Origin of the sequence: Peribacillus sp. V2I11, from assembly GCF_030817135.1 — a bacterium.
Taxonomy (GTDB): Bacteria; Bacillota; Bacilli; order Bacillales; family DSM-1321; genus Peribacillus; species Peribacillus simplex.
Genome location: NZ_JAUSYW010000001.1, coordinates 2,365,752 through 2,390,315, shown reverse-complemented (window position 1 = coordinate 2,390,315; position 24,564 = coordinate 2,365,752). Strand labels below are relative to the sequence as shown.

19 protein-coding genes and 2 pseudogenes are annotated in these 24,564 nt (G+C 41.7%); 4 read left to right on the top strand and 17 right to left on the bottom strand.

Annotated features, from left to right (window positions below):
- Window positions 1–53: 53 nt before the first annotated feature.
- The 6 genes and pseudogenes from QFZ73_RS11550 to QFZ73_RS11525 all read right to left on the bottom strand — a co-directional run bounded on the left by QFZ73_RS11550 (window position 54) and on the right by QFZ73_RS11525 (window position 8,439).
- The gene (locus QFZ73_RS11550) at window positions 54–1,865 is read right to left on the bottom strand and encodes an IucA/IucC family protein (RefSeq protein ID WP_307266063.1); all 1,812 of its coding nucleotides are present in this window, start codon (window positions 1,863–1,865) and stop codon (window positions 54–56) included.
- 22 nt (window positions 1,866–1,887) lie between these two features.
- Window positions 1,888–3,216: a lysine N(6)-hydroxylase/L-ornithine N(5)-oxygenase family protein gene (locus tag QFZ73_RS11545; RefSeq protein WP_251427237.1), complete on the bottom strand. Its 1,329-nt coding sequence runs from the start codon at window positions 3,214–3,216 to the stop codon at window positions 1,888–1,890.
- A pseudogene (locus QFZ73_RS11540) lies at window positions 3,191–3,776 on the bottom strand (GNAT family N-acetyltransferase). The gene QFZ73_RS11545 and the pseudogene QFZ73_RS11540 overlap by 26 nt, the downstream one beginning before the upstream one ends.
- Window positions 3,766–5,568: an IucA/IucC family protein gene (locus tag QFZ73_RS11535; RefSeq protein ID WP_251427243.1), complete on the bottom strand. Its 1,803-nt coding sequence runs from the start codon at window positions 5,566–5,568 to the stop codon at window positions 3,766–3,768. The pseudogene QFZ73_RS11540 and the gene QFZ73_RS11535 overlap by 11 nt, the downstream one beginning before the upstream one ends.
- Before the next feature lie 2 nt (window positions 5,569–5,570).
- Window positions 5,571–7,079 carry a pyridoxal phosphate-dependent decarboxylase family protein gene (locus QFZ73_RS11530; protein ID WP_307266060.1) on the bottom strand — a complete coding sequence of 503 codons (1,509 nt, stop codon included), beginning with the start codon at window positions 7,077–7,079 and terminating at the stop codon, window positions 5,571–5,573.
- 7 nt (window positions 7,080–7,086) lie between these two features.
- Entirely contained in the window at window positions 7,087–8,439 is a 1,353-nt protein-coding gene (locus QFZ73_RS11525; protein WP_251427251.1) for an aspartate aminotransferase family protein, read from the bottom strand.
- A gap of 181 nt (window positions 8,440–8,620) precedes the next feature.
- Here QFZ73_RS11525 and QFZ73_RS11520 point away from each other — a divergent pair, with 181 nt between their 5' ends.
- The 3 genes from QFZ73_RS11520 to pepT all read left to right on the top strand — a co-directional run bounded on the left by QFZ73_RS11520 (window position 8,621) and on the right by pepT (window position 12,276).
- Complete coding sequence (locus tag QFZ73_RS11520; RefSeq protein ID WP_251427254.1) at window positions 8,621–8,857, top strand: hypothetical protein; 237 nt, start codon at window positions 8,621–8,623, stop codon at window positions 8,855–8,857.
- Window positions 8,858–9,412: 555 nt separating this feature from the next.
- On the top strand, window positions 9,413–10,876 hold the full coding sequence (locus QFZ73_RS11515; RefSeq protein ID WP_307266055.1) for an alpha-amylase: 1,464 nt from the start codon (window positions 9,413–9,415) through the stop codon (window positions 10,874–10,876).
- A 164-nt stretch (window positions 10,877–11,040) separates the two neighbouring features.
- Entirely contained in the window at window positions 11,041–12,276 is a 1,236-nt protein-coding gene (pepT, locus tag QFZ73_RS11510; protein ID WP_307266053.1) for a peptidase T, read from the top strand.
- 66 nt (window positions 12,277–12,342) lie between these two features.
- Here pepT and QFZ73_RS11505 read toward each other — a convergent pair whose 3' ends face one another.
- Window positions 12,343–13,122 carry a catalase-related domain-containing protein gene (locus QFZ73_RS11505; RefSeq protein WP_307266051.1) on the bottom strand — a complete coding sequence of 260 codons (780 nt, stop codon included), beginning with the start codon at window positions 13,120–13,122 and terminating at the stop codon, window positions 12,343–12,345.
- 5 nt (window positions 13,123–13,127) lie between these two features.
- Entirely contained in the window at window positions 13,128–14,576 is a 1,449-nt protein-coding gene (locus tag QFZ73_RS11500; protein WP_251427266.1) for a DEAD/DEAH box helicase, read from the bottom strand.
- A 295-nt stretch (window positions 14,577–14,871) separates the two neighbouring features.
- On the opposite strand from QFZ73_RS11500, the gene QFZ73_RS11495 reads away from it, so the two are divergent.
- Entirely contained in the window at window positions 14,872–15,204 is a 333-nt protein-coding gene (locus QFZ73_RS11495) for a heme oxygenase (protein WP_063234288.1), read from the top strand.
- A 63-nt stretch (window positions 15,205–15,267) separates the two neighbouring features.
- Here the strand turns inward: QFZ73_RS11495 and rlmN are convergent.
- The 9 genes and pseudogenes from rlmN to yycF form a co-directional block, all read right to left on the bottom strand.
- Window positions 15,268–16,336 (bottom strand): annotated as a pseudogene (rlmN, locus tag QFZ73_RS11490) (dual-specificity RNA methyltransferase RlmN).
- An 82-nt stretch (window positions 16,337–16,418) separates the two neighbouring features.
- The gene (rlmH, locus tag QFZ73_RS11485; protein WP_307266048.1) at window positions 16,419–16,898 is read right to left on the bottom strand and encodes a 23S rRNA (pseudouridine(1915)-N(3))-methyltransferase RlmH; all 480 of its coding nucleotides are present in this window, start codon (window positions 16,896–16,898) and stop codon (window positions 16,419–16,421) included.
- Between the two features lie 379 nt (window positions 16,899–17,277).
- Entirely contained in the window at window positions 17,278–17,439 is a 162-nt protein-coding gene (locus tag QFZ73_RS11480; RefSeq protein ID WP_065310847.1) for a CxxH/CxxC protein, read from the bottom strand.
- 173 nt (window positions 17,440–17,612) lie between these two features.
- A complete protein-coding gene (locus QFZ73_RS11475) occupies window positions 17,613–18,824 on the bottom strand; it encodes a S1C family serine protease (RefSeq protein ID WP_307266044.1) in 1,212 nt (403 codons plus the stop codon).
- Window positions 18,825–19,096: 272 nt separating this feature from the next.
- Window positions 19,097–19,891: an MBL fold metallo-hydrolase gene (locus QFZ73_RS11470; protein ID WP_251427274.1), complete on the bottom strand. Its 795-nt coding sequence runs from the start codon at window positions 19,889–19,891 to the stop codon at window positions 19,097–19,099.
- Window positions 19,892–19,897: 6 nt separating this feature from the next.
- Window positions 19,898–20,692, bottom strand: coding sequence for a two-component system regulatory protein YycI (locus tag QFZ73_RS11465; protein ID WP_307266041.1), 795 nt, complete (start codon window positions 20,690–20,692; stop codon window positions 19,898–19,900).
- The gene (locus QFZ73_RS11460) at window positions 20,679–22,013 is read right to left on the bottom strand and encodes a YycH family regulatory protein (RefSeq protein ID WP_307266039.1); all 1,335 of its coding nucleotides are present in this window, start codon (window positions 22,011–22,013) and stop codon (window positions 20,679–20,681) included. The genes QFZ73_RS11465 and QFZ73_RS11460 overlap by 14 nt, the downstream gene beginning before the upstream one ends.
- Entirely contained in the window at window positions 22,010–23,815 is a 1,806-nt protein-coding gene (walK, locus tag QFZ73_RS11455; protein ID WP_307272738.1) for a cell wall metabolism sensor histidine kinase WalK, read from the bottom strand. Before walK ends, QFZ73_RS11460 begins: the two co-directional genes overlap by 4 nt.
- Window positions 23,816–23,848: 33 nt before the next feature.
- On the bottom strand, window positions 23,849–24,556 hold the full coding sequence (gene yycF / locus QFZ73_RS11450; RefSeq protein ID WP_034316131.1) for a response regulator YycF: 708 nt from the start codon (window positions 24,554–24,556) through the stop codon (window positions 23,849–23,851).
- Between the last annotated feature and the right edge of the window lie 8 nt (window positions 24,557–24,564).

Sequence of the window (24,564 nt, the reverse complement as noted above, 5' to 3'; positions counted from 1 at the left end):
ATCGAGTTTGTCTACAGTCTGAAACTGGCTCAAAAGTCTGAGCCAGTTCAACTTTATAGAGTTTTTGCAGGTAACTTTTCATAAAGGGCATTATTCACATACCCAAACTCGGATGCATGCGGACGGTCTTCACCATCGCTATAACCGTATTGAAGCATGCGATTTCTATTCAGGCAGAGTTTTGTCAATTTTGGCGCAAAGAAATTGAATGTATCGAAACGATCCTGTAATACAGGGAATTTTTTCTGATGCGTTAGGATAGTTTGAGCGACGCCTTCCCAAAAAGCATCCTCATCCAAAAGGGACCTCTTCATCAGAAGTGTTGACAAGTATCGGAAATGACAGATGAATAGTCCTGTGAAAATGAATTGAACCAGTCCCTCGGGAGTCTCACTTCTTAGTACTTTCCTTAAATCATCAGGAAGGCTACTTAATTCAGGAAGCGGCTGATCACTGACGTTTACATCATCTACAAAATCCTTGATGGCCAAACGGTGAGGCCTGTAATCCTTCAAAACTAAAATGGTATTTTGACCATGCGGCGAGAAGACCAATCCATATTGATAGATAAAATGTAGTAATGGTGATAGAATGACGTCGAATAATTGAGCTGTCCAGGCTTCTGCAGTCAATCCCGATTTTTCAATAAGGCTTTCCACATATGGTTTCCCTTTGCTGTCCACATGTAAAAGGGACGCAAGCGTAATGGGCTTTTCACCTTCTTCCATATAACTGTAAATACTTTCTCTCCAAATGCCACCCAGCATCTCTAAATATTGATAGGGTACATTCTCTAGCTTGGAATAATACGGGTGATCAACATTTAAACTGGCCACTTCACCAGGAAGCACTACTTTGCATTGTTCTTTCAAGAATGAATCTTTTTCATAAATGTTCTTTATATACGTTGTGATTTTTGGGGCAATGACCGTGCGCTCCGCTGGTAATCCACGGTAGACTAGCGTATTTAAAATGCTCATCGGCAGCTTGACGTGGTGTTTATCCTTATTCGATACATTAACAAATGTACGAATGGATTGTTGCGGCAAATACTCATCAGGACCATTTCCCAAAGCCACGATCAGCCCTTTGGCCAAGTCATCGGTAAAGTTCTGGATGATTACATTCTTCCACTGCCATTCATGGACCGGGAGGTAGTAATAGTTTTCTGCGTTCAGCCCTTTTTCCGTCAATCTTTTTGCAAATGATTTTTGGGTTTCCCCATCCAGTTCATTCTCCATCAATTGCTTATAGGATAACGTTTCGATTGAATTGAACTCACCCCTCGTTTTATGGACGGCAATCCAAGATAACTGAACTTCCTTCTGGTTTTCTGGAGCGAATTTCAAATAATCATCATAACCGAATCCGATTCTTCCCTTGTTATAAGCAATCCAAGGGTGACCGCTCATTTCTCCTTCAAGTAATGCATAATCCAGTTCGACTAAATCATCCGCATCTTGTTCAGGTTTGGATAGCAATTGGAGATCCGCAAGCAGCGTATGATGGAATTCTTTGATTAAATGTCCTGTTGTTTCTGCAGTCATCCCAATTAACGGCTGGATGTCTAGAATGAATTGAATGGCATCATTGGCTTGTGTAAAACCTTCCATTTCACATACCTGGATCGACTCGGGTTGTACTTCATAGCTGTCAAAAAGACGGGGCGACGCCAAAAATCGATAAGATTTCCCCTCATTTATCTTTAACTCATATAGGTTTCCCGCTGCATTTTCGTTCAGAACAGCTGGATGGATCATATCTTCATACATATACTCAGAAATCATCTTGGCCAGCAGGTTTTGGTTTACTATCGACCAATTTTTTTCTGAAACCGCCTGTTCCACTTCATTTATGAACTGCATATAATTCTCCCTTTCCCTTCTCTTAGTAAGCCATGACGGGTGATTTTACACGGAATGACTGAAATGCACCCTTTGGCTCGGATGGATAAACTTCTTTACCTGCCAATTGATTGATGATAATCGAATTTCGGAATGCCCCTAAGCCTAGATCCGGAGCACCCACACCATGCGTATGCATCTCTCCATTTTGAATAAAAAGGTGATTCGGTGTAGAGATGGCCGTTCCTACCCGATAGTCTTTCGTTATTGCAAGACGCCCCAAGTCATCGCGGACTAAATGGTCTTCCATGGTTTCAAGGAATGCCGGAAGGGTTGATTTATACCCCGTTCCAAAAACAATCGCCTCTGTGTCCACATCAAATTCGCTATCTTCTACCCACTGTCGGCATTTCAATCTCCAGCCATTTTCAGCGGGGGTAACTGCCGCAACTTCCGTCATGGCCCGAAGTTCAATGGAAAGTTCGGCATTTCCAATCGTTTTTTCATACATCTTGTCAAAAATTGCAGCAATTGTCGTAGCGCTGATCCCTTTATACAATAAATCCTGTTTCGGCAAAATTTCATCCTTCTTTTCCTGTGGCAGCCGATAAAAGAAATCAAGGTAATCTGGAGTGAAGTATTCTAACCCGAGTTTTGAATATTCCATAGGGAAAAATCCCTTGGATCTTGTATACCAGTTTAGCTGGTAGCCATACTCCTCCTGCTCATTAAGCAAATCCAGAAAGACCTCGGCTGCACTTTGTCCAGATCCGACAACCGTTACAGATTTTTTCTTTAAGACATTTTCTTTATTCCGTAAATAATCGGCGGAATGCAGGATGCTCTCTCCCATATATGGATGAAAGGCCGATGGAACGGTCGGGGCGCTGCCAATTCCCATGACTACATGACGGCTATAATAGACATCGATCTTTTGTGTTTGAGCATCCCTTACACTGATTTGATAACAGGGTTCACCTTGATCCCCTATATATTCAACCGCCTCCACCGCTTTTCCAAAACGGCAGCTATCAAGTTGATGGGCAGCCCAGCGGCAATAGTCGTTATATTCTTTTCGTGGAATCAAGAATTTTTCAAGGAAGTAGAAATGATAAAGCCGATCATGCTGCTGTAAATAATTCAGGTAACTATATGGGCTTGTCACATCTGCCATGCTAACCAGATCGGCAAAGAACGGCACCTGCAGAGTTGTCCCTTCCAACAGCATCCCTTCATGCCAATTAAATTCCCGCTTTTTCTCAAAAAAGACGGCATTCAACTCCGGGGTTTTCTCCAAAAGGGCCGCAAGTCCAAGGTTGAAGGGACCTATCCCTATCCCTACCAGGTCATAGATAGATTGTTGCTTCTCCATACTTCCACTTCCTCTCGAAATTCTCCCGTGTACATGACATTAGCAATGCAGCTTTATCAGGGAGCTCAATTTCTTTAATTGGGGTAAACCCGCACTTTTCAAATAAGTAAATCATCTTTGCAATTTCGAATATCCGGTTCAGCCATCACTTTTTTTGTTTTTGCAGAAAGTAGTTGGTATTTCACCATTGCACGTAAAAATGGCAAAGCCAGTCCTTTTCCTAGATAATCCGGATCACCAATGAGTAAATGAATGCCTTGGTCCCCCTCTTCGGATTCATAATAATCTTCGATGATATCGCCTTTTACCCAATACGATTCCCAATAGCTCATGGGAATTGAGTCCAGGCAGCCTAAATAGAGTGTTTGGTGTGTATCAGCCAATGCCTTTTTTAAATGAACAGCGAATTTTTCTTTTGTGAAATTCAAATTCCAGTAGGGTATCACATGATCTTCATGCATCCATTTATGCAGTGTATCTATATCCCTCTCAAATTCAACTTTGACAAATGAAAGCAGTTGATTACAGTCCTTCAGCAATTCTTCATAACTATTTTTCATGGACGGCCATAACCCCCTGCGCGAACGGATTATCAATCGTTGCATAAACGGACTGTGTCTCAAGTGAACCAACAAGCTCATCCATATCATGAAATCTCGTCAGTAAATTAGCCTTACAAGATAATTCCCGGGCATGAAGCAACCTTGAAACAACTCGATTCAACCCTTCATCTTCGCTTTCCCTGCTGCTTGTTTCAAGTTGTTCCTGAACGAGCTGCAACAGTGCTTTTTCTGATACTAATCCTTCCGTACCGAAATTATTGATTAAGCCTAATAAGTGATTAAAAAAGAAATAGTATTGCAGTCTTTCTTCAGCGACTTCATCAGAACAAATCGTGAAGCTTTTTTCACTTAGTTCAGGCAAGATCTTCAGCAGCCTGTCCACTTTGGACTCACAATAGTAATACCCTTGATTATCACGATAATAAAAAGTGGCTGGATACCCATCTTGAAGTTGAATGATGGAATTTTGTTGATGGGCTTCTAACACAATTCCATACTCTTCAAATAGCCAGAGCATCGGTTTCAATGTCATTGACAGATAAGTTTTGAACCAATCCTTACTTACTTCTTCGGTACTGCGGTTTTCATCAGCTGATAATTTACGGATGATCGCTCCAAGTCTTGATGGTGCACCATAGGCATTATCCTGACATAAGCCGGCAATCAGGCTCGCTTGTTTATCGTTTTCATAAAAAGGGTTTTCCCGAATATCAACATCGAATCCTGATTCTTGCTCGGTTGTTTTGATCGTTAAGTAAGCAGGGTCCTTGATGATACGGAAGGAGGGGTGCCGTTCTTTTAGGTCGTCGCCCACTTTAGAATCTATTAATTTTGCAATTTCCACACCACGATCTAGTTCTTTTTGCAGATTTGCACGTAAAGAATTCGTGATTTTAACCGGAACGGAAAATTTGTACATATATCTCGATGTGGCACTATATACCGTTCTAAATGAAGAGGTAGCCGTGAATTTTTTCCCAAGCGCTCCTGCATAAACTAGTGTCCCTTGCTCGATTAGCCTCTTGACCTCTTCTTTTTCGATAAGCACTTTTGCCTGGAGCGGATGTGCCGGGATGATGAAATATCGGCTTTCCTTTTGGCAATACGTTCCTCTGAATTCACTGGAAATCTCCAAGTCGCCGGCTAATTCCTGTTTAATGATCTCACTTGCCGATCGGACTTCACTGGAATCCTGGATGACAATCGAAGGTTCTGCCAGGAAGTAGTGCAGCTGAAACTCCCCTTTTAATTCGGGTGAATAGATCCATTCATCTTTTTCTGAAATGCCCTGCTTGCTTTTCGGTGTCGGGTGGAACAGGTGCCCGAATAAAAGCGACTGCTCCGCTTCGATGTAGGTGAAATCAGGACTTTGAAGTGCATCAATGTCTTCCGTCCTGGCTTCAACATACCGTTGAATATTTTGGCTGCTTAGAATGACACGCAGCATCAATTCATCTTCACTATCCGTCCGGCCCTGCTCATTCAATAATTCTTTAGAAACAATCGAGACCATTGTCACGTAATCTAATTCATGCACTTGTTTGGATGCCGTTTGATAGTAAATCGGGAAGTTGAAAATATGACGCCCCGTTTCCGACCAATATTTAAGCGGAACAAGCAATGCAATATCTTGGGATATGAGATTACTGACTAATAATGAACCCGGAATGGAACCCTCCAAATCAGGCCAGTTCTTCGTTTCTTCCAAACTGCAATTCCCGGTTTCCCGGAAATAACAATTCAGAAAGCTTTGCATCGTCGCCCTTTCAGCTATCTGCTTACCATTCATCTTCATTCCTCCATCATCTTGAACATTTCACCCAATACTTGAATTTCGTCTAAAATTCCCTCTATATGTTCAAGCTTTGTCATTGGATTCAATAGTGTCATTTTTAAATACACCTGTCCGTCAAAACGCGTTTTCGCTAAAAATGCCCGTCCGCTTTTCAGTAATTCTTGCTGAATCTGTTTATTTAATAGATTTATTAGCTGATCACTTTCTCCCTCGGGATTATAACGGAATACAACCGCATTCAATTCAGGATCTTTATTTAATACAGTGAACCCTTCCTCTTTATCGATCTTCATAGCCACTTCACGTGCAAGATGACAAGTATAGTCGATCATTTCAGCAAAGGTATCCAGTCCAACGACCTTCAATGACATCCAGAGTTTCAGTGCGTCGAACCTTCTCGTCGTTTGAACCGATTTATTGACTAAATGAACCATGCCCTCCGCTTCATCTTCCTGTGGATTCAAGTAATCGGCATGATGCTGGATATATTGAAATGAGTTGCTGTCAGAGACAAGAAAAGCACCACAACTGATGGGTTGATAGAATAATTTGTGAAAATCAACCGTAATCGAGTCGGCCCGTTCAATTCCGCTGATTAACTCTTTGTAATCCTTGCTTAGAATCATTGCGCCGCCATATGCAGCGTCCACATGGAGCCATATCCCATTCTTCCTTGCAGCTTCGGACAATTCATATAATGGATCGATTGAACCAAAATCCGTCGTTCCACAAGTTGCAACGATAGCAAATGGATGTAAATCCTGTTCCTCCAAAAGCAGCAACTGATGATTTAATTCATCCATGGACAGACGATGGTTTGCATCCGTTTTAATCGTGATAACCGCCTGTTCACCAAGCCCTAGCTGTGCCGCTGATTTACGAACCGTAAAGTGGGCAGCCTCGGAGCATAAGATCCGCAATTTTTTCGCCTCGACTGGCAAGCCATGCTGTTGAACGTCCACATCCCAGAAACGCTTACAATAAGCGTCCCTCGCCAATAGAAGTCCCATATAATTAGATTGGGTACCACCGCTCGTGAAAATCCCATCCGCTTGTTCCGGTAATCCAACCTGACTGCACAGCCAATCTATTAAACGCTCTTCAACGAAGGTCGCCGTCGAGCTTTGGTCCCATGAATCCATGGATTGATTCAGCGTACCGATAATCATTTCGGCAGCAACGGCAGGAATTAGTGTAGGGCAATGCAAATGCCCGATACAAGCTGGGCTGTGTACATTGATGCTGTCATTAATAACAAACTCCGCCAGCTCAGCCGCTACTGCTTCCATTGCCTCCCCTTTTAGAGAAGCGAGGGTCAACTCGTTTAATCTTGCTTCTATTTCATGCGGATTTTTCCCAGAGTATGGTGAATCGTTCCCTTTTAAAAAGGCCGTCAGCTTCTTTTCAATGATTTTTAATGACTGGCTATAGTTATTGAAGCCTTCTTCGTTATTCAAGAACAATTGAGAATAAGCAAAATCAGTTTTATTTATCATTTCGATCATTGATCATTCACCCTCTTGCAACAGCTGCACGAACAGCTTGTTCAAAAATTGCAGTGGCTTCGCGAAGCTGGGATTCCGTTACGATCAATGGAGGCAAGAACCTCACTACACTTCCATGTCTGCCGCCAACTTCCAGTATCAACCCTCTTTGAAAACACTCCTGTTGAATGGCACTGGCAAGTTGCGAATCAGCAGGATGGCTTCCATTCGCATTTTGCGGTTCTTCATGATTGATCATTTCTACACCGACCATCAATCCCCGGCCTCTGACATCACCGATCTGCTTAATATCTTTTTGCAAATCTTTAAGAATATCCTTTAAGATTTCACCCATTTTAGCGGCATGCTCCACAAGATTCGTCTCTTTCATGTATTTTAAAGTTGCTGTTCCTGCTGCCATCGCCATTTGATTTCCGCGGAACGTACCGATATGTGCACCCGGTGACCATAGGTCCAGCTCTTTGTTATAAATCACCACCGATAATGGAAGACTTCCGCCTATTGCTTTGGATAGTACAAGAACATCCGGAACGATTCCTGCATGTTCAAAGGCAAACATTTTCCCTGTACGGCCGATACCTGATTGAACTTCGTCGATAATTAGCGGAATGCCCTTCTCTTTTGTTATTCTTCTGATTTCCTTAAGCCATGGAATTGGAGCTGGAATGGAACCTCCCTCGCCTTGTACTGCCTCCAAAATCATTCCTGCAGGTGCCAATAATCCTGATTCGGGATCATTCAATAGATTTTCGATATACTGGCTGCTGATTTTATGGCTTTCTTCTCCGCCTATTCCAAAGGGACAGCGATATTGATAGGGATACGGCAGGAATTGTACATCTGGCATTAACCCTTGTATTTTTTCCTTTGGTTTTGTATTGCCGCTGATTGACATGGTTGCATGCGTTGCCCCGTGGTAAGCTCCTTGGAAGGATAAAATGCTTCTATTGCCTGTCGCTGTCTTAACCAGTTTAAGTGCTGCCTCAATGGCATCTCCGCCAGTAGGACCACAGAATTGAATTTTTGCATTTTTCCTGAATTCCTCTGGCAGGCATTCAAAAATTTCATCAACGAACTGCTCCTTGATCGGCGTCGTAAAGTCCAATGTATGTAAAGGACGTTTATCCTTAAGAACTTTTTCCATTGCTTCAAGCACTGCCGGATGATTGTGTCCGAGCGCTAATGTTCCAGCCCCGGCAAGAAAATCAATATATCGTTTTCCATCCATGTCTGTTAGGTAAATTCCCTCCGCTTGATCGATCGCCATGGGTAATCTTCTAGGATAAGATCGGGCATTTGATTCCCTTGTATTTTGTTGTTCCAGTAGTTGATCATTTTTTGTAAGCATGTTCGTTACCATAGTGAACCTCCATGTATTGAATTAATTGAGAATAATTATCATTGTCATGAATCTCATTTTACTGATAATGATAATTATTCTCAATGAGTAAATCCGCTCATTTTTCTTCTAGTAAATTCCAATAAAATTAAGAAAAGGTTAAAACTGGGGCCTATTCTCTATTTATCTATTGAATATAAAAATGTTTGTGGAAGCCGAGACAGAAAGCGGTATGGGCGGCGGCGAGAATGGGGCTGCCATGGACCGTGGCGGGAATAGTGCACCTCCTGGTATAAACGGGAACATGGGCCAAAAGGGGGCAGGTAACAGCAGCTCCTCCAAAGATATGATCATTCTATCTTCCGTGCTCCTAATCTTATTATTAGGTGCAATGGCTTTCTCCCACTTCTTTAAACGAAGAGGTAAAAAAGGATATTAGACTATCCCCCTCCAATAGGTTAGGAATGGTCCCATTCCGAAACATGATTAAGATTAGGGTATACTAATGGTTTTTACTGTTTTTTGAAACCCTCACTGGATTTGAAGAAATTTGCGGCACTCCTGCCGAATAACTGGCTAGCCATGACACCAAAGGCGCTTGCGGCGAGGAGGCTTGGCAGACAGTCGGCGGAAAAGGAGCGAATTTCTGAAAACACCTGGAACGTTTTTTAAAGAAACTGTAGGCAAACTGCTTTCCTCGAATCATCTACATTCTGAGGTATCCCAAAATATTCGGGATACCTTTTTTATTGAATTGGTGTATAGCCTTTTCCGGGCTACTCCTCAACATTTGAATAATTTTTAGCTGCCAATCAATATAAAATACCCTTTTTTGGTATAAAATAGTAAAATAGAGAGGTGAATGAACCTCAATCAAGAGGGTTGTTCACTTGTTTATCATTTGAATTTTCGGGGTAAAGATTTCCATTATTACTTCATCCGATCGTACGGTTTCACTTTTGTTAAAAACGGGTCGGTGTCAGGGGGGGAACGGATGAAAAGAAATCATACGATGATGCAATTTTTTGAGTGGCATCTAGAGGCAGATGGTTCTCATTGGGACAGATTGAAAAATGCAGCCTCCAAGTTGAAGGATATAGGTATTGACTGCGTTTGGCTTCCGCCAGTTACCAAAGGGCAATCCGTTGGGGATAATGGATATGGAATATATGACGGTTACGATTTGGGGGAATTTGACCAAAAAGGAACAGTTCGTACCAAATACGGGACCAAAGATGAACTGCTGCAAGCAATAGCCACCTGTCATAACTACGGACTTTGTGTTTATATCGATTTAGTCATGAACCATAAAGCGGGAGCTGACGGAACCGAAAAATTTGAAGTCATTGAAGTCAATCCAGACAACCGTATGGAAGATATCTCAGAACCATTTGAAATGGAAGGCTGGACAAAATTCGATTTTCCAGGCCGTAAAAATAAATACTCGGATTTTAAGTGGAACCATACTCATTTTAATGGTACGGACTATGATGCCGAAAACGACAAAATGGGTGTATATCGAATCACAGGCGAAAATAAGCACTGGAATCAGCATGTCATCGATGAATTCGGAAACTATGATTATTTGATGTTTGCCAACATCGATTACAGCCTGCCAGAAGTTCGTCAGGAAATGATTAGTTGGGGAAAATGGATGGTTGATACGTTAAAGTGTGATGGTTTTCGTTTGGACGCCGTTAAACATATCGATTATGAATTCATCAATGAATTTCTCCAAGAACTCATTCCTTATACAAAGGAACATTTCTTCATGGTCGGCGAATTTTGGAAGGCGGATGTTAAAGCTTGTCAAACTTACTTAGAGCAAACCAATCATGACCTCAACTTGTTCGATGTTTCCCTGCATTATAAATTTCATGAGGCCTCAAAAGCAGGAACAGACTTCGACCTCTCAACCATCTTTGATGATACCCTCGTCAAAACCAATCCGGCACAGGCCGTCACCTTTGTCGACAACCATGACTCCCAGCCTCATGAATCACTGGAATCTTGGGTAAAGGACTGGTTTAAACCATCGGCATATGCCCTTACCTTGCTGAGACTTTGCGGTTATCCGTGTGTCTTTTACGGGGACTATTATGGAATCGGTGGACCTTCTCCGGTGCCTGGGAAAAAGGATATTCTAGATCGCCTATTATATGCTAGGTATGAAAAAGCTTACGGAGAACAGACGGACTACTTTGATGATCCAAATACGATAGGCTGGGTCCGGCACGGAGTTGAAGAGCTAGAAGGCTCGGGGTGTGCCGTCATTATCTCGAATGGAGATCACAACAGTGAAAAAAAGATGTTCGTCGGTGAACATCGGGCTGGTGAAATCTGGAGTGATTTAACTTGTCATAGAGATGACCACATTACCATTGAAGAAGATGGTTTCGCGACCTTTCCCGTTCATGGGAAAAGCGTATCCGTATGGGCCTTGAATAAGCCACTCTAAAAAGAGATAGCAAAGAACGCCATGTCTTTTGCAGATATGCTGTTCTTTGCTGATGACACCTCCCTTGAAAATTTGGAGGTATATCTGTACGTCGCCTAGAGCAAGATAATTTTTCCATTTCAATCAATCATGGTAAGATAAGGGAATAAGGAGTTGAAGGAAGAGTGAAAAATGAAATCATTGAAAGATTCACTTCTTATGTGAAAGTGGATACCCAATCGAATGAGGAAAATCCCTCATGCCCCTCTACGCCCGGACAGTTGACCTTGGCAAATGCATTGGTCCAGGAACTTCAATCCATTGGGATGAAGGAAGTGACAATTGATCGGAACGGCTATGTCATGGCAACCTTGCCAGCCAATTCAAATAAGGATGTCCCGACAATCGGTTTCTTGGCCCATGTCGATACAGCAACGGATTTCACTGGAAAAGATGTAAAACCGAAAATCGTTGACAACTATGATGGCAAAGATCTTACTTTACATGAAAAATTGGAGATCATTCTTTCACCTGATGATTTTCCTTCGCTTAAGGACTATAAAGGGCATACCTTGATTACAACGGATGGTACAACCCTTTTGGGAGCAGATAATAAGGCTGGAATTGCCGAAATCATGACTGCGATGGATTATTTGATCCAGCATCCGGAAATCAAGCATGGAAAAATCCGTGTTGCTTTTACTCCCGATGAGGAAATCGGCAGGGGACCCCATAAGTTTGATGTAGTTGCTTTTGATGCCCAATTTGCCTACACCGTGGACGGTGGCCCACTGGGAGAACTTGAATATGAGAGCTTCAATGCGGCATCGGCCAAAATCCTGATCAAAGGGACGAATATTCACCCTGGTACGGCTAAAGGAAAAATGGTGAACTCGGCGAAAATCGCCATGGAATTCCATGATACGCTCCCAGTGGCAGAAGCACCGGAATATACGGAGGGTTACGAAGGATTTTATCATCTGCTTTCATTTCACGGTGATGTGGAAGAGACCAAGCTTTCATACATCATCAGGGATTTCGACCGCCAGAAATTTAATGAGCGCAAGGGATATATAACAAAAGTGATCGAAGATTTAAAAGAAAAATATGGGCGCAACCGTATCCAGCTTGAATTACAGGACCAATACTTCAACATGAAGGAAAAAATTGAGCCCGTGAAGGAAATCGTGGATATTGCCCATGAAGTAATGGAGAAACTCGATATAAAACCGAAAATCTCGCCAATACGCGGTGGTACGGACGGTTCTCAATTATCGTATATGGGCCTGCCAACACCCAACATCTTTACGGGCGGGGAGAACTTTCATGGCAAATATGAATTTATTTCCGTCGATAACATGATCCTGGCCACTAAGGTGATCGTTGGCATTGCATCGCTTTTTGAAGAAAAAGCAAAGTAGCTTGATACGAAATGTCTTTATTGACCCCCCCCCCCGAATCCAAGTCTGGGGGGTTTTCATCCAATATTAAGTGCGCTTCCAGTGACGGTGCTTGGCAATTGCCTCGATAAAGGCAGAACCACTATTTTTATCCGTAACAGCTACAATGCCTGCGGCTGGATCATTGGAAACGAATCCTGCCTTCGATAAGATCTCGGCTCCTTCTTTTCCCGCACCAATCGCTTTGAAATGATTGTAGGCTTCATCAATAAAGTAAATTGGTTCCTTGGATGCCTTTAGGGCATCGACACTATCCTGGCCTCCTGCCACATATACAGCATCGAAAAGTACCGAATCAGCTGTCAGGAATGTCTGATCCGCCTCAACCTGCTGTCCTTCGGAACTTGTAATCACTCCACGATTTTTACTGATGATTTCAGCCGTTATACCAGCCGATTTAAATGATCCCAAAATTTGATTAACCTCTGACCCGTTGAAACCATCTGCAGCCAAGATTGCCACTTTTCTTGTTGCCGCCGTTTTCACTTTCATTCGTTCCTGGCTTAAGGCCGGAGAAGCCAAATCCATTTTGACCTCACTCTTGTTGGCTGGGGGATTCACGCCCACTCCAATAGCGATTGTTTTAGCCAGTTCGACATCTACATGGCTGAACATCTCGACAATTTGCTGCTGAACGTCCTTACTTTTCACTTTTCCCACTTCAAAGTGGAAAGCCTGAATAATATGCTCCTTCTCCACTTCCGTCATGCTATTCCAAAATAGTTTAGCTTGGCTATAATGGGGAAAAAACATATAAAAAAGAAGCGAAAAGACCACTTTTCGGTCTTCCCGCTTCTTTTTATTCAACACCTTTAGTTCTTAAAGGCCTCTGAAACCTTCAAAAGTTTGCCTTTTACCTTCGTATTTTTCATCACTTTCAAGACAAGCGGTCCTTTTTCATTCAATATTTCCACATAAGAAACATTATCCTGGATCGTAATGATCCCGATGTCCTCTGCATTCACTCCATCAATCTTTGCGATGGTTCCGACAAAATCCACAGCCCTGATTTTCTTTTTCTTGCCGCCATTAAAATACAGCTTCATGATTTGTTTATTCAATTGTTCACTTTTATCTTTTTTGATCTTTGGACGAGCTCCCAGTTTCTCTTCGAACTCCATTTTTTTATTGGAGACTTCCTCTTTTGAAGGAACAGTCATCTTAGGGATTTCAAAACCGATATAGCCTTGAATCTCATTAAGGAATTTGTCTTCGTACGGCGTCACAAAAGTAATGGCTTTTCCTTTTTTGCCGGCACGGCCCGTTCTTCCAGTCCGATGTACATAACTTTCCTTTTCCAATGGCAGGTCATAGTTAATCACATGGGTTATATTGTCGATGTCAATTCCACGTGCAGCAACATCTGTCGCAACCAAATAACGGAATTCACCTCTTCTGAATTCATTCATCACTGCAAGGCGATCTTCCTGAAGCATGCCGCCGTGAATCATATCACACGGATATTCCAGTTCCAGCAGCTGTTCGCATACTTGGTCTACCCTATCTTTCGTTCGGCAGAAAATGATGCAGCTATCGGGGTTTTCCGTGATGGTGACGTCTCTAAGCAGGGAAAACTTATCATCTTCTTTCACTTCAATAAGAGCGTGTTCAATTTTCTCCGTCGTTAAACCCTTTGCTTTTATTTCAATATCCAAAGGATCTTTCATATATTGCTTGCATAGCTTTTTTATACTCTCAGGTAACGTAGCAGAGAACAGCATGGTTACTCTATCTTTCGGAAGCTCTTTAATAATGGCTTCCACTTGTTCAATGAAGCCCATATTCAGCATTTCATCCGCTTCATCAATAACTAAATGAGTCAAGCGTTCCAAGGCGAATGTCCCTTTCTCGATATGATCCAGAACACGCCCCGGAGTTCCAACGACTACATGGCTTTTTTGTTTCAATTCCGCTTTTTGCAGTGCGAATGGATGTTTTCCATAAACCGCAGTAGCCTTAATCCTTTTAAATCTGCCTATATTCGTAATATCCTCTTTTACCTGTACAGCAAGCTCACGTGTCGGTGTTAAAATAAGCGCCTGTGGCTTATTCTCCTCCCAATCGACCATTTCGCATATCGGTATGCCGAATGAAGCGGTCTTGCCACTTCCTGTTTGGGATTTAACGACAAGATCCCTCTTTTTTAGCGCCACTGGAATCACTTCACGCTGTACTTCGGTCGGACGTTGATATCCCAAGCTTTCTAATGCCCTTACAATTTCATCGCTTAATGTATAATCAGTAAAACTTAATTCATTCATATAACAGCCTCTTTTGTTGTTTAGTATGTTGCTTTATTGTTTCCATAATCGTAATTTCCTTATACAAGGTTCTATTATACGCGATATGCATCGATAAACCTTGTAATAACCAAATTCAATTGTCTTATTTCAATATAATGAAACTTCTGTCTTCATTAAAACAACGGTCATCAGGATATCATGATCTGAGTTAATCAAAATGGACCCTGATTCTTTCAATATGCTAAAATATGTATGATATAAAAGCCGAAATAGGGTGTAGCTTCTAAACGATGTCCAAAAGGAGTGCTGATTTATGATAATCGTAACGAATAGAATCAGAGTCAAAAAAGGGATGGGTGCAGTCATGGCCCCAGGATTTACTGCACCAGGTCCACTTGATACCACGGAGGGCTTCGTAAAAGTTGAAGTATTATTAACGCAGAATTTGTCGGATCACGATGAACTGAGCGTTAATATGTACTGGGAAAACCTTGATAACTTTACTGCTTGGAGAAATAGCGATGCATTCAAAGCTGCACATAAACGGCCTGAACCAGGTTCCGGTGAAGCAAAAAAAGAATCTCCAATTCTAGGCAGCGAGCTTACAACGTATGAAGTCGCCTCGGTAAAGGAAATAGCTAAATAATAAAATCACGCCAAAAGAGGCCGCGAAATATGCGACCTCTTTTTGTTGGTTTCTCTTAGTGAATTACTGGGCTTCAGCTTTCTTGATTTGTTTGCTTCTAAGCTGGCCGCAAGCCGCATCAATATCCGTTCCATGTTTCTTGGCGGATTTTACAATTTACGCCTCTCTTTTTCAGCGTATCATAAAACGAGAGAACGGACTCTTTTTCACTTCTTTGGTATTGACTATGCTCATCTACAGGATTATATGGAATCAGGTTGACATAGAGCCGATGTTTTTTGTCATCAAGAAGGTTGGCGAGTTGCTCGGCTTCTTCTTGATGGTCATTGACATCTTTCAATAGGATATATTCAATCGTAATTCTCCTATTCGTTTTCTCTAAATAATAATCAAGAGATTTCATCAATTTTTCTATCGGAATACCTCGGTTTATTTTCATGATTCGTGTCCTGAGTTCATTATTCGGCGCATGTAATGAGATGGCCAGATTCACCTGTAATTGGGTATCGGTGAATTCATAAATCTTATTGGCAAGACCGCTCGTCGAAACAGTAATCCGCCTAGCAGCGATAGCAAGACCCTTATGGTCCATGAGCACCTTCAAAAAGTCTATCATATTTTCAAAGTTATCGAACGGCTCACCAATACCCATTACTACAACATGGCTTACAACATCCTCTTGTTCCAATTTATCCAGATGCAGTTGAACGTTCATGATTTGTTCCACTATTTCCCCGCTGGATAAATCACGGCTTTTGGCCAATAATCCACTGGCACAGAAACTGCAGCCAATATTGCAGCCCACTTGGGTGGTGACACAAACCGAAATTCCGTATTTATGTCTCATCATAACCGTTTCGATAAGATTTCCATCCTGTAATTTAAACAAGAATTTGATCGTACCATCTGCTGATTCCTGCTTAACGTGCTCAGTCAAAGTCTGGATGACAAAGTGCTCTTCAAGTAATTTTATGCACTCTTTATTAACATCTGTCATTTCAGAGAAATTCGTCACACGTGTTCTATAAAGCCACTCCCAGACTTGGGAAGCCCTGAATTTTTTATGGCCATGGTCCAAAAGCCATGCTGTCAATTGTTCGAATGTTAAACCATAAATGGACTCTTTATTCATTCGTTACCCTCTTTTCATTACATTAAGATTTAATATTTTAATCCATTAACCTTACGGGGAATTCCCCCTGGAATTAGTTCATTCATTTATGATATGGTTCATTTCTATTTATCCGAAAAGCCCGATATATTTGCTCCACTAGAACCAGTTTCATTAATTGATGCGGAAAGGTCATTTTCGAGAAGGAAAGGGCATAATCACTTCTTGATAACACTTCAGTGCCAAGCCCAAGCGACCCGCCAATAATAAAGGCAATTTTGCTCTTTCCATAAGTGGCGAGCTGATCCATATGACTGGCCAGCTGCTCTGAAGTAAGCTGTTTTCCATTGATCTCAAGCGTTATTACGTAGGTGTCCGGGCTGACTTTCGCCAGGATTCGTTCACCCTCCTTTTGCTTTACAATGTCCATGTCCGCTGCACTCAGGTTCTCCGGAGCTTTTTCATCCGGTACTTCGACAAGTTCTATATTAGCATAGGCGCTTAACCTTTTTGTATATTCAGCAATTCCTTGCTTTAAGTATTTTTCCTTTAGCTTGCCAACAGTAATAATCGTTATTTTCATATATATCCTCTAGCTTTCTTTATGTTTTTACTATCAATTGTTGGATTTGCCTACCTATTATCATACCTTACAGTGACCTATAAGCAAAACAAGCATATCCTTTCCAATTTTTAATGCTTATAAAATGAAAACCGCTGCCCCTGAAAGCGGCAACGGTAACTTTCATTATTTTTTAATGTTTATTGAAGAAATTAGGCTGGACATAGTTCAGATCCGATAAAAAAACATGATTGATTATTCGTACATCCAAAAGCTTGAATCTAAACCATTCCAACCTCCGCTTTATTCTTCTGAAAATGTTAAGAACAGGTTACGAACATGTTATCCACAAAAGTTATCCACATATCCACAAAAACTATCCACATCTTGTATGGGAATATTAGTTCCCTACTAGATATATTGCCACGTTTCGACAATATTCACAGGTTGTTGATAACTGATTTTCTTCGGGAACCAGCGTTAAAACCGGATAGGTTTCACATTCGTATACCACTTCATCCAGCGCCATGTCCACGTGTTCCTGACAGCAATATAATTTCATCTTTCATATCTCCTTTCCCTCATTATTCCCAGTACTTCTATTCCCAATTATCCACAAGTCACTTGAAATCTTAATTTCTGTATATATCCACAGGTAATCGTAACAAAAAATAAGAAAATCGCAAGGAAATAGAAAGGACAGGAAGCATTTTCTGCCCCCTGTCCTTTTGTGTTTTAAATTTCGCTGCTTGAAAGTGTGACTTCCGTAGTTTCCTTCTTACCGTCACGGTAATAAATGATTTTTACTTTATCACCGATTTTCTTTTCATTGTAAAGGTATTTTCGTAATTCCACGACGTCATGGATTTTTTCATTATCCATTCCAACAACGACGTCAAATTCCTTCAATCCTGCTTTGGATGCTGGAGAGTTGCTTTGAACGCCTGTTATTGCAACCCCAGAAGTAACTTTCCTTGGCAACTTTAATGTATTTTTTTGATGATATTGGGAAATTTCTTCTACAGATGCCAAGTTCACACCCAAGAAAGCACGTTTCACTTCACCAAATTCTTCTATATCATTAATAATCGGTATAACTGAATCGATTGGGATGGAAAGACCGATTCCTTCCACTGCATTTTCTGCAATCTTCATCGAATTTATTCCGATGACCTGCCCTGACATATTAACGAGTGCCCCCCCGCTGTTACCTGGGTTAATCGCCGCATCGGTCTGGATGACCTCCGCATTCCAATCCACTTGCCCGTCCTCATTGATATCCACCTCTATCGTACGCTCCAAACCAGAGATGATCCCTTGTGTAATCGATCCAGAGAATTGAAGTCCTAATGGATTACCTATGGCAATTACGGGCTCCCCAGGTTTCAATTTGCCGGATTTTCCGAATTCAGCAATGGTTTTGATTTTATCACCATTAACGACAATGACGGCTAAATCTGTCCATGGGTCACTACCTTGCAGTTCAGCTGGCAATTTAGTGCCATCACTTAATGTCACTTCCAGTTCATTAGCGCCTTCAATGACGTGATTATTCGTGACGATATAGGCCTTGCCGCCATCTTTTTTGTAGACGACTCCAGAGCCAGTGCCGGCTTCTGCCGAACTGTCCTCTGCGTTGCTCCCTTGACCCCAGAAGTTCGTTTCCTGAATGTTAGTGATGCCGACCACTGCGTCGCTGGCTTTATCGACGGCATTGGTGACGGCACTTGTTACATCAACTGTAAGGTTTTGCTGGGCATGCTCCGTGGACTCACTCCCCGTTGATTTTTCCGTTGTAGTTTCGTTATCATCGTTATTTAACAGCCCGCTTCCCGGTAACATAAGTAAGGCCCCGATGATGACGCCCCCCAAGCCTGCTAGAAAATAGCTCGTATGGCTTTTTTTCCGTTTATTTTGGTTCTCATCATTTTGATCATAATAACCCAAGACCGCCCCATCCTCTCATTTTAGGAATGAATTATAGCAATTCTATTGTTTGGTATCCTCCCTCAATTATACTCAATTACCGGATTTTTTCTAAAAAAATGCATGTTTTTATTTAAGGGAAAACTTAAAATTGACTGGTATACAGCCATTTTCCTTTTACCTATACAGTTCTAACCAAACGATACCCCTTTTAATCCGATTCGTAACTTACGAATCGAAATTTTAAAAAATAAAAAGGAATGAACAAGGTATCCCTCATCCATTCCTTTTATTTATAACGTAACAAGTTCCGTTGGTCTTTTCGGGTCGGTATCATATAAGGAAAATTGTTCACCAACGATGATCCCCTTTGTCTTTAACGTCTGCTCCACCGACATTCTTGCTAGATCCTTCATATTATTATCAAGGCTTAAGTGGGCCAAGTAAATCCGCTTGGTCTTATCACCGGCCACTTCACTCATTGCAAGGGCAGCGTCTTCATTACAAACATGTCCGACATCACTTAAAATCCGGCGCTTGATGCTCCATGGATATTTTCCCATCCTCAGCATGGACACATCATGGTTACTTTCAAATACATAAGCATCGGCATTCGAGATGATTCCTTTCATCCGATCACTTACGTACCCTGTATCGGTAATGACCACAAGTTTCTTATCTTCATGATGAAAGACGTAAAACATCGGCTCTGCCGCATCATGTGAAACGCCAAAAGATTCTATATCAAGACTGCCGAACGTTTTGACCTGTTCCATTTCAAATGTGAATTTTTGTTCGCTTGCAATTTCACCGATTGATCGATCCATGGCATTCCATGTTTTTGCATTCGCATATATCGGGAGCTTATGTTTTCTGGCAACCACGCCAAGACCTTTAATATGGTCGCTGTGTTCATGGGTAACAAGGATACCGGATAGCTTCGACATATCACGGCCTATATCCTGAAACAATGCTTCCAGGGCTTTACCGCTTAAGCCGGCATCGACAAGGAATGATTGATCCTCCGTTTCCACGAAAAAGGCATTTCCTGTACTCCCGCTTGCGAGAACACTAAAATGCATTGTCATCTATACTCACTCCAATATTTTTTCTTCTGTATTCAATTCAATGACCACTCCATCAAAAGCATTCACGAAGAGATCCGTTTCGTCATCAATGACCACCCACCATGTTGGCACAAGTAAATGTGACACAGATGTCGTCTGCAGCGAATTATAAAAACCCAGTTTTACATTCGTGACCTTGCTTTTGGGATCAATATCACCATTCTGATATAATGCTCCAATAGCCTTTAAGGCAGATTTCAATTCTTTAGGTTTATTGAATTTTTCGATCCCCTCTAAATACATCTGTTCATAGGAAACGATTTCACCCTTCTTGTTCAGATATAAAGTGACCTTCCCCTTACTATTATTATAAAACATCTTTTTATCTGCCACTTGATAGCAGATGATGGTCTGGCTGATTTCATCATAGCTCCAAAAACCATACTCATTTCCATTTAATATATACTCCTTCAGGAATATATCAACATCTGCTGCATGAATTTCCGCTTTCATGCCAACCGGTGTTTTAAATGTACCCACAAGCTTCTTATCATCGATGATTTTCGCTTTTTGATTTTTCAGGTACTGTATATCTTCCTTCTCGAAAGTCTTGCTGTTGGCAATCAGGAATTGATCCTTCTTTTGTTTCGGAAGTGGGATTTCTATTGAAATCTCATCTTCCTTCAACAGTTCTTCCGTTGTCGACTCTGTGAAATTTTCAATTTGGTAGTCATTTACCTTTTCCAGGAATTGATAAAGAAGGAAAATATTCAAAACGAAGAAAACCATGATGAATATTGACTTTGTATTATTCCAATCCACTTTGATCGCCTCCCGTATCTTCTTCAAAAGGCACAATAAACCATTTATCGCCGATACGATAATACCAAGTGGGTTCAAGTGTAACAAGTGTGACAAGTTTGGAATCAAGGGATTTATGCAGTTTATAGCCAATCGAGATGTCCTCTACGCTCTTGAAGTCGATATTTACTTTCGATTTCAGCGTATTCAAGACTTCCCTGCCACTTTTTAAAGTGGTTTCCGACCCTTCAGACGGAAGGACTGAGGCAAGTGAAAAGTATGGGCGCTCGTAGCTATAAATTTCTTCTTTTCCCCAAATTTGCTCGATTTCCGTCATTCCGGATTCATTGAAGGCCGGATAACCATTTACGAATAAGCGGAATACCACTCGCTGCTCATTCTCCGACATATAGGCAAAGCGGTAATTGTTATCTTCCCAACCAGCATGATCATTGATGAACTCTATGCCCTTTTGGAGAAGATCACTGGAACTGCCAAATAACTTGCTCTTTTGTGCCGGATTGATATAAGAAATTAGGTAATTCTCTTTATTGACCGTCATCAGTCTTGTTCCATCCGTGTATTCCTCACCGACCGAAACGGGGTCCTGCCGTACATACTTCGGATTAATAAATAGAGCGTTTTTAAGGTCTCCAATATCCACATAGTCGATATAATATTGAAATTTGTTGATCGTCACTGATTTTTCAGGAACGAACAACGTCCTTTTGCCGTTTATGGTTTCTGCCGTGTATTCAGGGTGCTTATCGTAAGAACCTGTATAAAACAAATCCATAAAGCGCCTTAGTCTTTTAGAGTCGACCATACCTTGATAGATCTTCCCTTGATCGTAGGAAACAAAATAAACGGCAGATTCATTACCACTGATATCCTTTTGTTTAATGATGATTCGATCGAATGAAAATCCAGGCACTTCCGTATCCGTAAAACCCAATACCGTTTTATAAAGGGAGATGGGAACATCATCGGAAAATTCGATTTCAATCGACCCATCTTCGTGGACAAAATCATCAAATTTCCTTTGCAGCCTTTTTACGGATATCTCTTTTACGCCGGTAAAACGCCATTGCGAAAATTCTTTTTCCATTTCATTTATCTCTACCGGATCGGAAGTCTGGAAATGCTGCCCATTTCCATGAAAAAGGATACTGACAGGTTTAATGACATCACTGACAATCTGGACATCGCTTTTAATCCTTATATAATTCGATTGGTCAAATTGATCATATTCAGGCTCATACGTCCAAATGCTCCAAGTCAAAAAAATGCTTGTCCCAACCAAAATAATCAGTATGATGCTTTTTGCACGTTCAAAATTCATGACCAATCATCCTCTTCTTCCTGTTCGTAAGGAAGTGTAAAGAACACGGTAGTTCCTTTTCCATCCACACTTTCCGCCCATATTTTCCCTCCATGCGCCACGACCATTTCTTTTGCGATCGCTAAACCAAGACCGGTCCCGCCTAAGTTACGGGCCCTTGCTTTATCCACACGGTAGAAGCGGTCGAATATTTTATCAATGACGTTTTTCGGGATACCCACTCCTTGATCTGTAATGCTCACAATGATAAAGCCATCAGATGCCCTGACACGGAAAGTCACTTGACCCCCTTCAGGTGAGTACTTTAATGAATTGGAGATTACATTATAGAGAACCTGGGTGATTTTATCCTCATCAATATCCACAAAATAAGCTTCCTTCGGCAAATCACGCTTAAACGTGATATCATCATTTTTCGTCATTTCAAAACGATCGATGATATGGTCATAGAATTTATTGAAATTCACCCAGCCTGTTTTAAGCCTGTAATCTTTACTGTCCATTTTCGAAAGCTGTAACAGATCATTAACAAGCCTGATCATTCGCTCCGTTTCATTTTGGGTCACGCTTAAAAAGGATGGAGCGATTTCCTCGTCCTTCCATGCCCCTTCAGCCAATGCCTCCAGGTAACTTCTCATCGTAGTAAGCGGCGTTCGCAGTTCATGCGATACATTGGCAACAAACTCCCTGCGTTCGCTCTCGATCTTTTCCTGCTCTGTTATATCATGCAAAACAGTAATCAAACCATTGACGAATCCCGTTTCCTTTTGAATGACCGAAAAGTTCCCCCTCAAAATGAATGGCCGACTTTTTTTGCTGTAATCAAGGATCACGGACTCTCGCTCTTCCAGTAAATCCTCGAATTTATATTCTTCTTCAAGACCCAAAACCTCGATGATCGGTTGATTCATGACGGTTTCACGCGAGACATTCAATAATTGTGCCGCTGGTTCATTAATCAAGTTCACCCGACCGCGCCTGTCCGTTGAAATGACGCCATCCGTCATATTGGCAAGGACAGATGAAAGCTTACGCCGCTCTCCTTCTGTGCTTGATTGCGATTCTTGAAGCTTTTTGGTCAAATTATTGAAAGTGACGGCTAGCTGACCAATTTCATCATCGCCATATACCCTAACTTTTCTGGAGAAATTCCCTTTCGCCATCACCAGGGCCTGTTTTCTCATATCAGACATGGGTCTGGTGATCGTCCGTGCGAGCAGGATCCCCAAGATGGCCGTAATCACTAGGGCAATGGCCGTACCCGTCATGAAGATACTATTGATTTCATCCATCTGCTCAAAGACATTTTCCATCTCTGCTATTACATAGACGGCGCCAATGACCTCCCCATTTGCTTCAATGGGTGTCGAAAGGACCCAGAGCCGCCTGCCTGTTTTCTCATCCCGAAATACATCACTATCTTCTTTTCCAAAAGTGAGCGTATTCTTAATAAGGACCTCTGTTGCCTTCTTTCCTACGATACCTTGGTTGCTTTGGGCTGAAGTTCCGATCACGCGTCTGCTGCGGGTGTCGATGACACGCACTTCCGAAATATCATTCGATGAATTATCCCGGTCTTTCAATATCGAATCAATCGCTTCTTCGAGGGTTGGATCTTCCTCTCCCCTCTCTTTTTCCATTTCTTCACCAATACTGTAGGTAAGCAGGTTAACGTGACCTTTTATTGATTTCGTGAAGTTCCCGACAAGATTTTCTTCCAATTCCCCAACAAAATATACCCCGATTATTTGCATCGCTACGAAAATGAGCAAGACATAAATCAGAACAAATTTAAAATGAATTGAGCGAAAAAAACCAACCTTTTTTCATAGAAACTACTCCTGTTCAGGGTTACGCAGGTAATAACCGACCCCTCTTCTAGTTACAATCCAGCCAGGATGGCTTGGATTGTCTTCAATCTTCTCACGAAGACGTCTGACCGTTACATCGACCGTCCGCACATCACCGAAATAATCATAGCCCCACACGGTTTGTAATAAGTGCTCCCTTGTCATGACCTGACCGATGTGCTTCGCTAGGTAATGAAGCAACTCAAATTCACGATGCGTCAATTCAATCGTATCGCCGCGCTTGGATACCACATAGGCATCCGGATGGATAGTGAGCGTTCCTATCGTAATTTCCTTCGGTTCATTTTCTTGATCGGGAACCGGAACAGCTTGCTGACGTCTTAGGTTCGCCTTAACGCGGGCAATTATTTCCCGGGTACTAAATGGCTTTGTCACATAGTCGTCTGCACCAAGCTCCAATCCTAAGACCTTATCTATCTCTGAATCTTTTGCCGTTAACATGATGATTGGCGTTTCATACTTCTTCCTTACTTCCCTGCAAACTTCCATCCCATCGCGCTGCGGCAGCATGATATCAAGTAAAATCAAATCAGGTTGCCGTTCTTCTACCATTTTGAGAGCTTCATTGCCATCATAAGCACAAAAAACTTCGTAGCCTTCTTTTTTTAGATTGAATTGCAATATATCAGCAATTGGCTTTTCGTCATCCACTACCAGAATCTTTTTATCCATGTACTTAT